Below are 13051 nucleotides of genomic sequence, written 5' to 3'. Positions count from 1 at the left end.
TAGCGTGATCGGGTGGTGGCGTTCGAGGTGGATGAGGACCCGGCTCCCACCCTCGACCTTCCCATCGTCGGCGCCAGCGGTCTTGCCGTCGTCCAGAGGGCACAGATTCTCGACGACGCCACCGACCGCCTCGTCGACGCCGGCCACCACGTCGCACGTCTGGACGCCGCAACGTGGGAGTCACGCGATGCGATGTACGACGGGTTCGCCGCCGCCCTGGGCTTCCCCGACCACTTCGGCCGGAACCTCGACGCGCTGCACGACTGCCTCGAGGACGTCACTCACGGCGCCTACGGCGGGCGCGCTGGGGCAACGGGCCTGGTCGTGGTCGTCACGGGTCTCAATGCGTTTGCGGAGCGCTTCCCGGACCTGGCGCGCGCGCTCGTCGACGTGCTGACTGCGACCACCCGGTCCGCCGTGCATGGGGAGAGCACGCTCGTGCTGCTGGAGACGGACCATCTTCACCCCCACCGAAAGCAGTCCTGACACGGGGCTGCTGCACGAGTAGGTGACAGGCGGTCTCAGGCAGCGAGCGCGACCTGAGAGGTCAGGATGGTCTCGAACTCGATCGGTGTCAGCCGACCGAGCCGGTGCTGGCGTCGGCGGCGGTGGTAGGTCCTCTCGATCCAGGTGACGATCGCGACCCGCAGGTCCTCGCGGGTGGCCCAGCGCTGCCGGTTCAGGACATTGATCTGCAGCAGGGAGAAGAAGCTCTCCATGGCGGCGTTGTATCCGGCGGAGGCGACTTGGCCCATGGAGCCGACCAGGTCGTGATCGGCCAGAATGCGGGCGACCTCACGGCTACGGAGCTGGCTGCCGCGGTCGCTGTGAACCACGCTCCCGGCCACGTCGCGGCCTCGCTGCACGGCACTGAGCAGGGCGTTCGCCGCGATCCGGGACGTCATTCGGTCGCTGATGGAGTATCCGACGCTCCGCTTGGAGTAGACGTCCTTGATCGCGCACAAGTAGACCTTGCCCTCGGCCGTGGGGTGCTCGGAGATGTCCCAGAGCCACAACCGGTTCGACGCGTCGGCCCGGAACTGTCGCAGCACGAGGCCGTCGTGGGCCGACGACCCGACCTTCTTGCCGCCCCGGCTGCGCTTCTTGCCGAACACCGACCACCAGCCGTTCTCGGAGCAGATCCGCCACACGGCTCGGGCGCAGGTGACCTGCCCGGCACGGGCGGCGTCGTCGGCCAGGAGCGGGTGCCCGAACTCCGGGTCGTCGTGGTGAGCGTCGAACAGGACGTTGGACAGGTGCGCCTCATCGAGCCCACGAGCGGTAACGGGAGCGGCGAGCGACACCGCACAGGCCAGTCCGCTGGCTGTAGCCGGGGTCGACCTCTGTGCGACGCGGACGTACCGGCACTCCGGGCAGTCTCTCGCTGGACCGCCCCTTGGAATCCGTGCAGCACTCGCCCGGGGGGGGTAGCCGCTGCCACACATCTTGTTCGCCAGGCGCGCGTCGCAGGCCGAGATCTTGGTGGCGGAGCGCCTATGATTCGGCCGTGAGCGACCTCGCACTTGCGCCTGAGCGCGTCCAGGGCCTCCATCGATCTGACGGTCGGCTCGAACGACACACCGCTGATCTCGCTCGACTCGAGAGTCTGGGCGCCTCCACGATGACCGCCGTGAGCTTCAGAGATCTAGTCGGATCTCTGCCCGCCGACGAGTCCAGTCACTCGCTGTACCCATACCCGGCACGCCTCGTACGACATATTCCCAGGTTCTTCCTCGAGTCCGGGGCAATAGGTCGCGACGCGACCGTGGTGGATCCATTTTGTGGTTCGGGAACTGTGCTGCTGGAAGCAGCCCTCGGCGGACGCCAGGCCTATGGGATCGACAGCAACCCGGTTGCCGCCCTCATAGCTGAAGTCAAGACAACCCCTTTGAATGCTGAAAAACCAGAGATAGAAGCGCTGGCGCGGGCATGCGTCGAAAGAGCCGCCGCAGGTCGACGAAAGTACGAGCCGTCGCTGTTTGTCGAGAAATGGTACTCCCGCGCCGCGTACTCAATGCTCTGCCGCCTTGCGGCGGTAGTTGAAGTGATGTGCCAGAACGTTGACAGACCGCAAGCGAACCTGCTCCGCTTAGCACTCGCACGGACCGCTCTCGATCACAGCATCCGAGACCCGCGCATTCCAGTACCCGTGCGTCTGGCCGAATCTCCCAACACTAACGCAACGTCCGATGACGTCCGCCGAGGGTTTCTGCGAGTGACGTCACGCCTAGCAACCTTGGCATGTCGGATCCCGAACGACTTGCCAACCGTCGAGGTTCGCCTCGGTGACGCACGGACCGCGGCGTCGTGGCCTTGCCCAGAGACACCCTCCGTTATGGTCACAAGTCCGCCGTACGGAGCCGCGCAGAAGTACGTCCGGAGTACGAGCTTGGAAGCCGCGTGGCTTGGGTACGCCGATGCGCGAGGCACACGGACCCTCGAACGGTCTTCGATCGGTCGTGAGCACCTCGATGAGAGCGAGCGAGCGCGAAGCGCCGACCTCCTTAAAGACGACGAACTGCGAGAAAACGTGGAGGATATTTCTGAAGTCGACCCCTACCGGGCAGCAATCTACCTGAACTACTTCGTGGACATGCAGGCAGCGCTAAGGGTTGGACTTCAGACCTCGCGTCCAGAGACCGTGATCCTCGTGTGCGGTACTAACCGCGTCGTCGGGATGGAAATCGAGACGCACAGACATCTGGCGCGAATGGTTTCTGCTCAAGGATATAAGCTCCGACTGAAGGTTCGCGACGAGATCAGAGGGCGCACACTCCTCACGGTAAGGCACCGAGGATCGCAACCAGCGCACGCAGAAGTCATCTACATGTTTGACAAAGTCTGCGCTCCCGCTTCAATCAGAAGTGGGGCATAGGCGATGGACGCGACACACGAAGCCGCATTAATCCGCGACATCAAGACGCTGAGCGAACGCGTGTGGGAGCGACGCGTCCAAGAACCAGACATTGAGCGTTGGCTTAGCAACTTCGACGGCCGAGTATTCGATGTTGCCGCTGAGCGAATGCACGCGTTGCACCTCTTGAGACACTTTGTCTACTTTGGGGCTCGTGAGATGCGCGTGCTTCTCGAGGCGCTCTACCGCGACATCTATCGGTACCCGATCGTCCAGCAGATCAGACACCGGGCCGGAGACACCCTCGACAGCACGTTTATCGCTGACGAGTTCGCCGGCGAGCTGCGACGCACCCGATTCATAGCGATGGGGAACCCGTCCGAGTCAGGCTCGCACCTCATGTACTACTTCAGGCAAGTGAACAGTTTGCCGAAGGGCTTGTTCGTTAGTCAGCACGAGCTGGCGAGCGGTCCGCTGACAGACCCCGAGACGCGGCTCGTTCCGCACGACCTGACACGAATCGTCTTCCTAGACGACCTTCTCGGTTCTGGTCAGCAGGCAACTTCCTACAGTCGGTCAGTGGTGCGGGACATCCGCGCCGTAGCTGCACGCGATGGAAGGTCTCTAACGATCTCGTATTACACACTATTTGCAAAGTCAATCGGCCTAGATGCTGCACGTCGTACATCTTTTGATGATGTCCGCGCGCTCCACGAGATTGACGAATCACAAATGGCTTTCGCAGCGAACTCCCGCGTCTACCATGGCTGCGGCGCGTACACGAGCATGGAGGAAGGGCGAGCACTTGCTGAGGGCTACGGATCTCTCCTGACCACCGACCCACTAGGGTACCGCGACGGGCAACTTCTGCTCGGATTCCAGCATAACGTTCCCGACAACACACTTCCCATCTTCTGGTTCGACGAGCCCGAGCCAACATGGGAACCAATATTCCCGCGCTTCCAAAAGGTGTACTGATGCCGGACTACAGGCAGGATAACCCGTTCGAAGTCACGAAGGCTGTCGACTTTACCGATCGCGAGATTCGCACCACTTTTGTCGACTTGCCCACAGCCGAGGGCGGTTTCGGTTCTATAGTCGATCCACGTAGCCCAATGCCGCATTTCATAACCGGCGGCAAGGGCGGCGGGCGGACGCATCTAATGCGCCACCTTTCCTACGCACTGCAAACACTCGACATATCGGCTAAAGTTGCCAAAGTCCGAGGCGACGGATATATCGGCGTCTACTTCAGATGCAGCGGCCTCAACGCCAGCAGATTCTCGGGGAAGCGTCAAAGCTCTACGGTGTGGTCATCGATTTTCGCTTACTACATGGACCTTTGGCTCCTGCGGCTAATCGTTGAAGACCTGATCGATCTGGCGGAGTCCTCCGAAGATCCCTGGACGGCAGAAACGCAAAGACACTTTCAGCAGGCGGTTCAAGAGGCGTTCGACGGGGGGCTGCCGCCTGCCACACGCGAGGGACTCCGTGGACTGGTGGATCAAGTGTCGCGCGAAATCCGAACGCTTGATCGCGCCGTAAACAACGCTGCACTCCGCCCTTCGCTCGATATTGACATCAAAGCGGCGCCCGGCGCGGCGCTGTTTGAGATTGTTCGGCTCGTAGTGCGCGACCTGCTACCTGGAATCAGGATCACGTTCCTCATCGACGAATTGGAAAATCTTCGGGCCGACCAGCAGAGGTACGTCAACACCTTGGTCCGGGAGAAGGTCGAAGATTGTACGTTCATTATCGGCAGCCGCGCAGAAGGCCTGCGCACGTTCGAGACGCTTAGCGCCGGCGAGGTGAACAAAGCGGGAAGTGAGTACGACATCACTACCCTCGAAGACGTCTACAGCAGCAACCGTAAGGCGTTCAGAAGGTTCTGCACGGACGTCGTCGTAGCGCGTATGCGAGAAGTGCAACCTATGGCCGTCGAGGCTTCGCTGAAGCGACTGTTTCCTGCGAACGATGCTGACCCCGACGCACTAACAGGAGCTGAGAGCCGTCTGCGCCCACACTTGGTCAACCTTAGATCTTCGCTCAAACCAGTGATCCGCAGCGACGTACGCATCGACGAAATCCTCGATTACCTAGCCGTCGCGGAGGACCCCCTGGAGGAGAAACTCCGCATCCTTCGTTTCTATCAACGTTGGAGCTCTGGGACCGCACCTACGCCTGCCGTCGCGCGCGCGGTTAGAGACGAGTTCCTCGAGAAAGATGACCTAGAGAGCGCGCGCGTCATCAGAGACTTCTGGAAGGGTCACCGATCCGATATGCTCGCTCAGCTTTATGTTGAGTCGGGACAAAAGGTGCCGTATGCGGGTTTCGATCAATTTCTGGAGATGGCAGGGTACCTGCCTCGGAGCCTGCTCGTCATTCTTAAGAGCACGATCCGCTGGGCCCAATTCTTGGGCGAGTCGCCCCTGATGTCAGGCAACCCGATTTCAGTCAGGGCACAGACTGAGGGCGTCCGAGACGCCGCTGAGTGGTTCCTCAAGGACTCGGCGCGGAGCGACACGGTGGGCATGGCCAGCGCCGTAGCGATCAGACGCCTAGGTGGGTACCTTCGCCGGATGCGCTATTCGGACAAGCCTGTCGAGGTTGATTGCGCCGCCTTTTCGACCGATCGACGCGGGCTTTCGGTACAGGCGCTTGACGTGCTCGATGACTGCGTATCGACCGGACTCCTGCTCGAGATTCCGCGTGGCCAGATTGACCGCAATTCGGGCGCGTTTCACCACAAGTATCAGCTCAATCCGATGCTGGCCCCGCACTTCGATCTGCCGACGTCGAGGCGGGGCGTCGCTAAAATCGCGGCGCGAGAGCTCAACGCCATCTTCGATCCCGATGTGGATGATGAGGGGTTCGATCGACTCATCAGGGAACGTATCGCAACCTTGAACGCGCCGTTCGTCGCGACCATGGAGGGTCAAGATGTCCTCTTCGACTGACCACTCGCTATTCAGACGGCGAGAACTATCTCCCGGAGACGTGGCGCGGATCGAGTGCGACCTATTCCTTAGCGCCTATAATGACAGCGAACGGGTGAGGACAGTCTACTCGTCTGTTCGAGCGGCCAGGAAAGTGTGGCTTCTGCACGAGGAATACGGCTACTCGAACAGTGATCTTCCACCGGAGGAATGCTTCGCTCCGATGGCAGTGTCCGAAGCTGAGTGGTGGATCCGGCTTGTTGCGGATTATCTGAGGAACGATCTGGTGGCGGGCAGCAGAGTCGTAATTGATATCACGGGCATGATGCGGCCGCACATTATGATCATGCCGCTTATTATGCGGCAGCTCGGTGTGGACCTGCTAACGGTCCTGTATACCGATCCGACGTCGTACATGTCCGGCTCACGGACGAGCTTTGCGAGCGGGTCTATGCTCGGGGTCAGACAAGTCGAAGGACTTGAAGGGGCACATGTCAGTGCTGAGCCCTCGGACGTGCTGGTGATCGGCGCTGGTTACGACCATGAGCTTGTGCGAGCGGTCGCGGAGGCCAAGCGGAGTTGTCAGCACTTGGTTCTTTTGGGCCTGCCGAGCTTGCAGCCGCACATGTACCAGGAAAGCCAAGCGCGCCTAGCACAGGCAACCGAGTCTTTGAACCGCTTCGCTGATAGGTCGCTGATTTTTGCTCCTGCCGATGATCCGTTTGCTACAGCCACCGTCCTGCAACAGAAGATGGCGGAGTTCGAGCGCCGCAACCCGAGGGGGAACTTCTACTTCTGCCCTGTGGGGTCGAAGGCTCAGGTTCTCGGTTTCTCGTGGTACTTCCTGACCGAGCGTCGGAACGGGCCGGCGAGCATGCTGTTTCCGTTCAAGCCGCGATACTCGCGTGAGACCTCGGTGGGCTTCTCACGGGCTCACCAGTACGACCTAGAACTTGGATGCCTCCTGGATGAGGACCTAGCGGAGGCGTAATAGGCATCTCCTCAGGGGAGTGATCGCCGTCGAGTTGACGGCCGAGGACGGCGCGGAGCGACACCCGCAGGGGTCAAGTCCCTGGCCTCACTTGGAGTACGCGCGAGTCGGCCCCGGGGCGCATCGACGCCTCGGTCTGCGATCGTGTGCCAAGACCTGCCTGGTTGGTCCCTTGCCGTCCCGAATCGGACTGCCGTACCACTGAGGGGCCGCTCTCGGCCGTGACCTGCTGAACGACTGTGCGCCTGGGCAGATTCGAACTGCCGACACCCGCTTTAGGAGAGCGGTGCTCTATCCCCTGAGCTACAGGCGCGAGGACCTGGGCCAGCCTAGCGGGCGGGGGCGGGTGGGGCCGAGTCGCTGGTGGGGGACGTGGAACGCGCCCGCGGACGCGCCTCGGGGCGGCGTCCGCGGGCGCGGGATCGGGGGGTCAGGCCAGCTCGGTGAGAAGGGCGGCGTAGAGGGCGTCGACGTCGTGCTCGGTGCCGGCCTTGGTGATGGCGAGCTCGGCGCTGAAGCCCGTGTACTTGAGGATGATGCGGGCCGAGGGGGCCAGGGCGCCGACGGAGACGTCGTAGGCGCTGTCGTGGTTCGTCTGGTAGATGATCGACAGCGACGTCAGGGCGGTGCGGCGGGCGACCTCGACGGTGAAGGGGCCGACGGCGTCGGTGTCGGCGTCGTTGCCGGGCATGCGGGCGAAGGTCACGTGCGCGACGAGGGAGTCGGTGAAGACGACGAGGAGGCCGTTGGCGCGCGGGGGCGTGGCGTCGTCGACGTTGGCGACGAGGCTGACGAAGCGGGGCACGGCACCGCGCAGGGCGGAGTGGATCTGGGAGAGCACCGCGTCAGGCGGGCAGTAGCCCGACTCGGACGCCATGAGGACGGCGTCGCGGTAGGCGGTGATGGCAGTCGACATGGTTCGTCCTTCGTCGCGCGCGGCGGCCGTCGCCGACGGCCTCAGTCACCGGTTCTGATCGGCTGATCGGGCGCCGGTATGCGCGATCCGGGGGCAGGCTCACCCGCTGGGTGCGGGTGAGCGCTGCGATCCCCCGGGTGGGACGGACGAGGGGCGGGGGTCAGTCCTCGTCGTGCTCCTGGTGGGGGCGGGTGCCGCCGAGGAAAACGTACATGGCGCGGCCGACGACGTAGCCGATGAGGGCACCGATGACGAGGCCGAGCCAGGAGCCCGACCACAGGGACCCGATCGCGGCGCCGACGATCGCGGCGGCGACGCCCACGCCCGTCTCGACGAGGGTGCCCAGGAGCGTGCGCCACCAGGCGGCGCGGGAGACGACGGTGCGGTGCATGCGCACATCGTCCCTGATCAGGGGCGGGTCAGGGGACGAATCGGGCACGCTGAGGCGGTGCCGGGGCGTGGTGTGCGCCTCAGGCGAGCACCTGCGTGATCGTCGAGCCGTCGGGGCCGTGGTCGACGGTGGCCAGGGCGCCGTTGACGAGGGCGAGGTGCGGGGGCACGTGCCCGCAGTCGACGTCCACGAGCACGGGGATGCCCAGGTCGCCGAGCGCGTGCCGGGCGGCGTGGTGATGCGTCCACTCAGGGGTTTCGCGGCCGGTGGTGCGACCGATCAGCACGGCGGTGGCGTGGTCGAACCAGCCGGCGTAGCGCAGGCCGAGCAGGCGGCGCGTCACGTCGGCGGAGCCCGACTCCGCGGACTCCAGGTACACGACCAGCCCCTCGGGCGCGTGCTCGCGGGCGAACGCGTCGACGTCGCCGAACGGGGTGCCGGCCAGGTGCGCGACGGTCTCCAGGCACCCGCCGACCAGCCGCCCGGTCGCGTGCACGGGCGCGTCCGGGCCGGCGGCGTCGACGCGCGTCCACCCGCCGGGTGCGTCGAGCACGTACTCGTCGACGCCCGGGTCGGTGGCGTAGTCCGCGAACGGGCCACCGCGGTAGCGGCGTGCGGCGCCCTGCACGACCGTCGCGCCCGGGGCCGCGCGCACCACGTCGAGCCAGTGCACCATGGGCGCGGGCACCCGGTACGGGGTGTCCATGAGGTTCTGCCCGTGCAGGGTGGCGACGCCGGTGCGCAGCGTGAGCGGCAGCAGCAGGGTCGAGATGTCGGAGAACCCGACCAGCCAGGTGGGGTCGGCGCCGAGCGCGTCGAGGTCCAGGTGCCCGAGCAGGTCCAGCGCGAGCTCCCCGCCCCACGGCGGCACCACGGCCCGCACCGCGGGGTCGGTCATCAGGCCCGTCAGCTCGTCGACGCGCTGGCGCACGGTGCCGCTGACGATCCCGCCGCGCCGCACCAGCGGCCCCTCGCGCACCACGAGCCCGTGGTCGCGCACGTGCTGCTCCGCGACGTCGAGCCGCGCCCCCAGCGCCTCGGCCACCCCGGACGAGGGCGCGGCCACCCCCACGACGTCTCCACCGACCAGGGGCTGCGGGTACCGGATCATTCCTGCACCCTGCCACCCGTCGGCGGTGGACGTCCTGGTCAATAGCGCCGATGTCATGGTGCTCGCACATCTCGGAAAGTCGGAGCACCGTGACATTCCCAGATGTCACGGTGCTATGACATCTGCCGCCCGGAGGGCTACGGTGGCCCGATGGACCTGGTCCCGACCGCCCTCGTGCTCGGCGCACGGCTGCGCGCGGAACGTCACGCGCAGGGACTGACCCAGGCGCAGCTCGCCGAGCGCGCCCACGTCTCCCGCGCGTTCGTCATCGACCTCGAGCAGGGGCGGCGCGCAGGTGCGGAGCTCGCTCGGGTCCTGGCCGTGGTCCGGGCCCTGGGGCTCGTCCTGGCGATCGGCGAGGACCGGCGCAAGACCTTCGACGAGGCGCTCGACGACCTCCTCGACGGCACGCCGTGAGCGTCACCGACCTGGCGTTCGCCCTCTACGGGCGGCGCGCCGGGCTGATCACCCGACGCGGCGGGACGATCACCCTGACCTACGACCCCGCGTACCGGCAGCCCGACGCCGCTCCGCTCTCGCTGTCCATGCCGCTGGTGCAGCCGACCTGGCGCGGGCGCCAGGTCGAGGCATACCTGGCCGGCCTGCTCCCCGACCGGGCCGACGTCCGCACGCGCTGGGCCGCCGAGTTCGACGTCCGCCCCGGTGACACCCTGGGACTGATCGCCGCGATCGGCGCCGACACCGCGGGAGCAGCGGTCTTCGCCGCGCCGGACGACCTCGACGACGTCCTGGCGGCACCCGGCGGGATGGTCCCGGCGACGGACGCCGACATCGCCGCCCGGCTCCGGCGCCTGCGCGCCGACGAGTCCGACTGGCTGGACGACGACGAGCACTGGAGCCTGGCCGGCGCGCAGGGCAAGTTCACCGTCCTGCGCACGGACGGCGGCTGGGCGTTCCCGACCGGGTCGACGCCGTCGACGCACATCGTGAAGCCCGGGATCACCCGGATCACGGGCCAGGCACTCGCCGAGCACGTCTCGATGCGCACCCTCGCCGCCCTCGGGATCGACGTCGCGCCGACCGAGCACGTCATGGTGGAGGACCAGAGCGCCATCGTCATGGGCCGGTACGACCGACGCCGCGCACGCGACGGCAGCCTCCAGCGGCTGCACCAGGAGGACGTCCTGCAGGCGCTCGGCCTCGACCCGCGCCGCAAGTACGAGCAGGACCGCGGTCCGGGGGTCGCACGGATCGTCCGCCTGCTCCGCGACTCCGCGGGCGAGGACTCCGTGCGCCGGTTCGTCGACGCGACGATCGTCGGGTACCTCATCGGGGCGCCTGACGGCCACGCCAAGAACTACTCCCTCCTGCTCGTGGGAGGCACGGCCCGGCTCGCCCCGCTGTACGACGTGTCCACCGGCCTCGTCCCGGACTCCGGCGGGCGCCTGCGGTACCGCTCAGCGGCGATGTCGATCGGCGGCGAGAAGCGCTTCGGCGAGGTCGAGGGCCGCCACTGGGACAAGTTCGCGGGCGTCGTCGGCATGCCCGCGCAGGACGTGCGGGACCGCGTGCAGGATCTCGCGACCCGGCTCCCCGACGCGCTCGCCGACGCCGTCCGGCCGCTGCCGGACTCCCCCGACGCACGCCACCTGCGCGCCCGGACCGTCCCGGCGGTCCTCGCGCTCGTCGAGCAGACCCTGCGCGGGCTCACCGAGAGCCGCCACGTCGGCGGGCGGGTCGTCTCCCTCTGGATGGACGGCCTCGGCGACAGCGCGCCGGAGTCCTGGGACGGGCAGGGCTGACGCGTGCGCGAGCTCGTGGTGCTGGGGACGTCGTCGCAGGTGCCGACGCGGGTGCGCAACCACAACGGGTACCTGCTGCGATGGGACGGCGAGGGGCTGCTCTTCGACCCCGGCGAGGGCACGCAGCGGCAGATGATCCACGCGGGGGTGCCGTCGACGGCGGTCACGCGGATCTGCCTGACGCACGTGCACGGGGACCACTGCTACGGGCTGCCGGGGGTGCTCTCGCGGATGGTGCTCGACGGGGTGCAGCACCCGGTGGACCTGCACTACCCGGCGTCGGGCGAGGCGGTGGTGCGCGCGCTGGTGGGGCTGGCCACGCCCGGCCTGGACCTGCGGCTGCACCCGCACGGGGCGTCCGGGCCGGTGGCCGACGGCCTGGACGCGGTGGCGCTGCGGCACCGGGTCGAGACGTACGGGTACCGCCTCACCGAGCCCGACGGGCGCACCTTCCTGCCGGAGCGGCTGGCGGCGGCGGGCGTCGTCGGGCCGGACGTGGCGCGCCTGGCCCGCGAGGGGCGCGTGGGCGACGTGCGGGTGGAGGACGTCAGCGTGCCGCGCCCGGGGCAGCGCTTCGCGATCGTCATGGACACGGCGGTGTGCGACGGGGCGGCCGCCCTGGCCGACGGCGCGGACCTGCTGCTCGCGGAGTCGACGTTCGCCGACGAGGACGCGGCGCTCGCGGCGGAGCACCTGCACCTGACGGCCGGGCAGGCGGGCGCGCTGGCGGCGGTCGGTGGCGTCGGCACGCTGGTGCTCAGCCACTTCTCGTCGCGGTACACCGACCTCGAGCCCCTGCATGCGCAGGCCGAGGACGCCGTGCGGACCGCGGGCGCGTCGACGACCGTGCAGGCGGCGTCGGACGGCGACCGCATCGCCCTGCCCGCACGCCGCACCCTGCCCTGAACGCCCCGGTGCCGGGCTCGGCACCGGGGCGGGCGGGGTCGTCGGTGCGGAGGCGTCAGCCCTGGACGGGGGTCGGGAAGCCCTCGGACGGCTGGACGACGACGAAGCCCGGGCCGTGGAACTTGTACTGGAACGCCTCGCCGGAGCCGCCGCGCAGCAGCGACGACATGTTCATGCTGGACACCACGTCGGGCACGAGGTTGGCCGACCAGCAGACGGCCGCGTTGGGGTCGACGAACGTGGGCTGCTGCGAGCAGTCGAGGATGACGGGCTTGCCGTCGGACGTCAGGGCGACGTTGCCGTGGCCCTGGATGAGGGTGTTGAACATGCCGCCGGTCATCATCCCGGCGCCGCGGGTGCGGTGCAGGTCCCACTGCAGGTTCGCGTCGAACGCGAGGAGCGACTGGCCGCCGACGCTGATGGCGTCGCCCTCGAGCTGGATGACGAAGACGTCCTCGGCGAACCGGGCGAAGAACACGTCGCCCTGGCCGGAGACGGTCATGAGCGACTGGTCGTCGGAGCTGATCGCGCGCTTCATGAACTGCGTGATCGAGTCCGAGCCCTTGTGGTGGAACTGCACGGCACCCTGGTAGGCGACCATGGCGCCCTTGGCCGCGAGCACGGGCTCACCGAGGGTGACCTTGAGCATCTTGGGGTTCTGGAGGGTGAACCGCTCCGTCGCGGGGACCTCGAGGTTGGCCTGGTCGAAGATGGGGCTGCGCATGGGCCACATCCTGCCGCGAGCGCCGGGGCCCGGCGGACCCCCGTGCGGGTGAGATGCCGTGACGGCGGGTCAGCCTCGGGGTGGAGCCGGCGCCGGTGCCGGTCAGGGTGCGCGGCGGGCCGGGTGCGCGGCGCGTCAGGGCGCGGGCGTCGTGCCAGCCGTGGTGCGGGGGCGGCGCGTGGCGTACAGGTACGCGAGCGGGCCGACCACGGGCACGCACAGGATGACGAGGGCACCGACGACCGCGCTGCCCGCGTCCTCGCGGCGGTGCCGCCACCGCTCCAGGGCGACGATCGCCAGCACGAGGGCCAGGACGATGCTGCCGATGACGACGACCGACCACACGATGTCGTAGGTCGCCGGCAGCAGCAGGTCGACGCCGTACGTCGGGCCCTCGAACACGCGGGTGGTGGTCTCGTCCGGAGCGGTGCGCACAGGACCACCGTACGCACCGCAGCA

At 67.3% G+C, this 13051-nt stretch carries 14 protein-coding genes and 1 tRNA gene; 8 read left to right on the top strand and 7 right to left on the bottom strand.

Annotated features, from left to right (window positions below):
* Positions 1-12: 12 nt before the first annotated feature.
* Complete coding sequence (locus tag BKA21_RS14560) at positions 13-486, top strand: barstar family protein (RefSeq protein ID WP_140460610.1); 474 nt, start codon at positions 13-15, stop codon at positions 484-486.
* A 35-nt stretch (positions 487-521) separates the two neighbouring features.
* On the opposite strand, the gene BKA21_RS14555 is transcribed toward BKA21_RS14560, so the two are convergent.
* Complete coding sequence (locus BKA21_RS14555) at positions 522-1445, bottom strand: IS3 family transposase (RefSeq protein ID WP_140460611.1); 924 nt, start codon at positions 1443-1445, stop codon at positions 522-524.
* 62 nt (positions 1446-1507) lie between these two features.
* Between BKA21_RS14555 and BKA21_RS14550 the strand changes: the two genes are divergently transcribed.
* From BKA21_RS14550 to BKA21_RS14535, 4 genes are read left to right on the top strand one after another with little or no spacing between them, the layout of a single operon-like run.
* On the top strand, positions 1508-2875 hold the full coding sequence (locus BKA21_RS14550) for a DNA methyltransferase (RefSeq protein ID WP_140460612.1): 1368 nt from the start codon (positions 1508-1510) through the stop codon (positions 2873-2875).
* Between the two features lie 3 nt (positions 2876-2878).
* Positions 2879-3832, top strand: coding sequence for a phosphoribosyltransferase-like protein (locus BKA21_RS14545; protein ID WP_140460613.1), 954 nt, complete (start codon positions 2879-2881; stop codon positions 3830-3832).
* Positions 3832-5811: an ORC-CDC6 family AAA ATPase gene (locus tag BKA21_RS14540; protein ID WP_140460614.1), complete on the top strand. Its 1980-nt coding sequence runs from the start codon at positions 3832-3834 to the stop codon at positions 5809-5811. Before BKA21_RS14545 ends, BKA21_RS14540 begins: the two co-directional genes overlap by 1 nt.
* Positions 5795-6781 carry a hypothetical protein gene (locus tag BKA21_RS14535; RefSeq protein WP_179625386.1) on the top strand — a complete coding sequence of 329 codons (987 nt, stop codon included), beginning with the start codon at positions 5795-5797 and terminating at the stop codon, positions 6779-6781. The genes BKA21_RS14540 and BKA21_RS14535 overlap by 17 nt, the downstream gene beginning before the upstream one ends.
* Positions 6782-7021: 240 nt before the next feature.
* Here BKA21_RS14535 and BKA21_RS14530 read toward each other — a convergent pair.
* The 4 genes from BKA21_RS14530 to BKA21_RS14515 form a co-directional block, all read right to left on the bottom strand.
* A tRNA-Arg gene (locus BKA21_RS14530) sits at positions 7022-7094 on the bottom strand.
* A 117-nt stretch (positions 7095-7211) separates the two neighbouring features.
* Positions 7212-7697, bottom strand: coding sequence for a hypothetical protein (locus tag BKA21_RS14525; protein WP_140460616.1), 486 nt, complete (start codon positions 7695-7697; stop codon positions 7212-7214).
* A 160-nt stretch (positions 7698-7857) separates the two neighbouring features.
* Entirely contained in the window at positions 7858-8088 is a 231-nt protein-coding gene (locus BKA21_RS14520; protein ID WP_140460617.1) for a glycine zipper 2TM domain-containing protein, read from the bottom strand.
* A 79-nt stretch (positions 8089-8167) separates the two neighbouring features.
* Positions 8168-9199, bottom strand: coding sequence for an LD-carboxypeptidase (locus BKA21_RS14515; RefSeq protein WP_140460618.1), 1032 nt, complete (start codon positions 9197-9199; stop codon positions 8168-8170).
* A gap of 150 nt (positions 9200-9349) precedes the next feature.
* On the opposite strand from BKA21_RS14515, the gene BKA21_RS14510 reads away from it, so the two are divergent.
* The 3 genes from BKA21_RS14510 to BKA21_RS14500 are packed head-to-tail and all read left to right on the top strand — an operon-like array spanning position 9350 to position 11868.
* A complete protein-coding gene (locus BKA21_RS14510) occupies positions 9350-9616 on the top strand; it encodes a helix-turn-helix domain-containing protein (protein ID WP_140460619.1) in 267 nt (88 codons plus the stop codon).
* Complete coding sequence (locus BKA21_RS14505) at positions 9613-10962, top strand: type II toxin-antitoxin system HipA family toxin (RefSeq protein ID WP_140460620.1); 1350 nt, start codon at positions 9613-9615, stop codon at positions 10960-10962. Before BKA21_RS14510 ends, BKA21_RS14505 begins: the two co-directional genes overlap by 4 nt.
* 3 nt (positions 10963-10965) lie before the next feature.
* Positions 10966-11868 carry a ribonuclease Z gene (locus BKA21_RS14500; RefSeq protein ID WP_140460621.1) on the top strand — a complete coding sequence of 301 codons (903 nt, stop codon included), beginning with the start codon at positions 10966-10968 and terminating at the stop codon, positions 11866-11868.
* A 55-nt stretch (positions 11869-11923) separates the two neighbouring features.
* Here the strand turns inward: BKA21_RS14500 and BKA21_RS14495 are convergent, their stop codons facing one another.
* Positions 11924-12592 carry an AIM24 family protein gene (locus tag BKA21_RS14495; RefSeq protein ID WP_140460622.1) on the bottom strand — a complete coding sequence of 223 codons (669 nt, stop codon included), beginning with the start codon at positions 12590-12592 and terminating at the stop codon, positions 11924-11926.
* 135 nt (positions 12593-12727) lie between these two features.
* Entirely contained in the window at positions 12728-13027 is a 300-nt protein-coding gene (locus BKA21_RS14490; protein WP_140460623.1) for a hypothetical protein, read from the bottom strand.
* Positions 13028-13051: the final 24 nt, after the last annotated feature.

The sequence above is a fragment of the Cellulomonas oligotrophica genome (assembly GCF_013409875.1).
Taxonomy (GTDB): Bacteria; Actinomycetota; Actinomycetes; order Actinomycetales; family Cellulomonadaceae; genus Cellulomonas; species Cellulomonas oligotrophica.
The sequence above is the reverse complement of the archived record's forward strand: the minus strand, read 5'-3'. Positions and strand labels throughout refer to the sequence as shown.

What these genes read in the sequence shown, in the direction of transcription:
- BKA21_RS14525 (WP_140460616.1), bottom strand. Translation starts at nt 7,697, where the DNA reads ATGTCGACTGCCATCACCGCCTACCGCGACGCCGTCCTCATGGCGTCC.
- BKA21_RS14540 (WP_140460614.1), top strand. Translation starts at nt 3,832, where the DNA reads ATGCCGGACTACAGGCAGGATAACCCGTTCGAAGTCACGAAGGCTGTC.
- BKA21_RS14520 (WP_140460617.1), bottom strand. Translation starts at nt 8,088, where the DNA reads ATGCACCGCACCGTCGTCTCCCGCGCCGCCTGGTGGCGCACGCTCCTG.
- BKA21_RS14555 (WP_140460611.1), bottom strand. Translation starts at nt 1,445, where the DNA reads ATGTGTGGCAGCGGCTACCCCCCCCGGGCGAGTGCTGCACGGATTCCA.
- BKA21_RS14545 (WP_140460613.1), top strand. Translation starts at nt 2,879, where the DNA reads ATGGACGCGACACACGAAGCCGCATTAATCCGCGACATCAAGACGCTG.
- BKA21_RS14495 (WP_140460622.1), bottom strand. Translation starts at nt 12,592, where the DNA reads ATGCGCAGCCCCATCTTCGACCAGGCCAACCTCGAGGTCCCCGCGACG.
- BKA21_RS14515 (WP_140460618.1), bottom strand. Translation starts at nt 9,199, where the DNA reads ATGATCCGGTACCCGCAGCCCCTGGTCGGTGGAGACGTCGTGGGGGTG.
- BKA21_RS14510 (WP_140460619.1), top strand. Translation starts at nt 9,350, where the DNA reads ATGGACCTGGTCCCGACCGCCCTCGTGCTCGGCGCACGGCTGCGCGCG.
- BKA21_RS14535 (WP_179625386.1), top strand. Translation starts at nt 5,795, where the DNA reads ATGTCCTCTTCGACTGACCACTCGCTATTCAGACGGCGAGAACTATCT.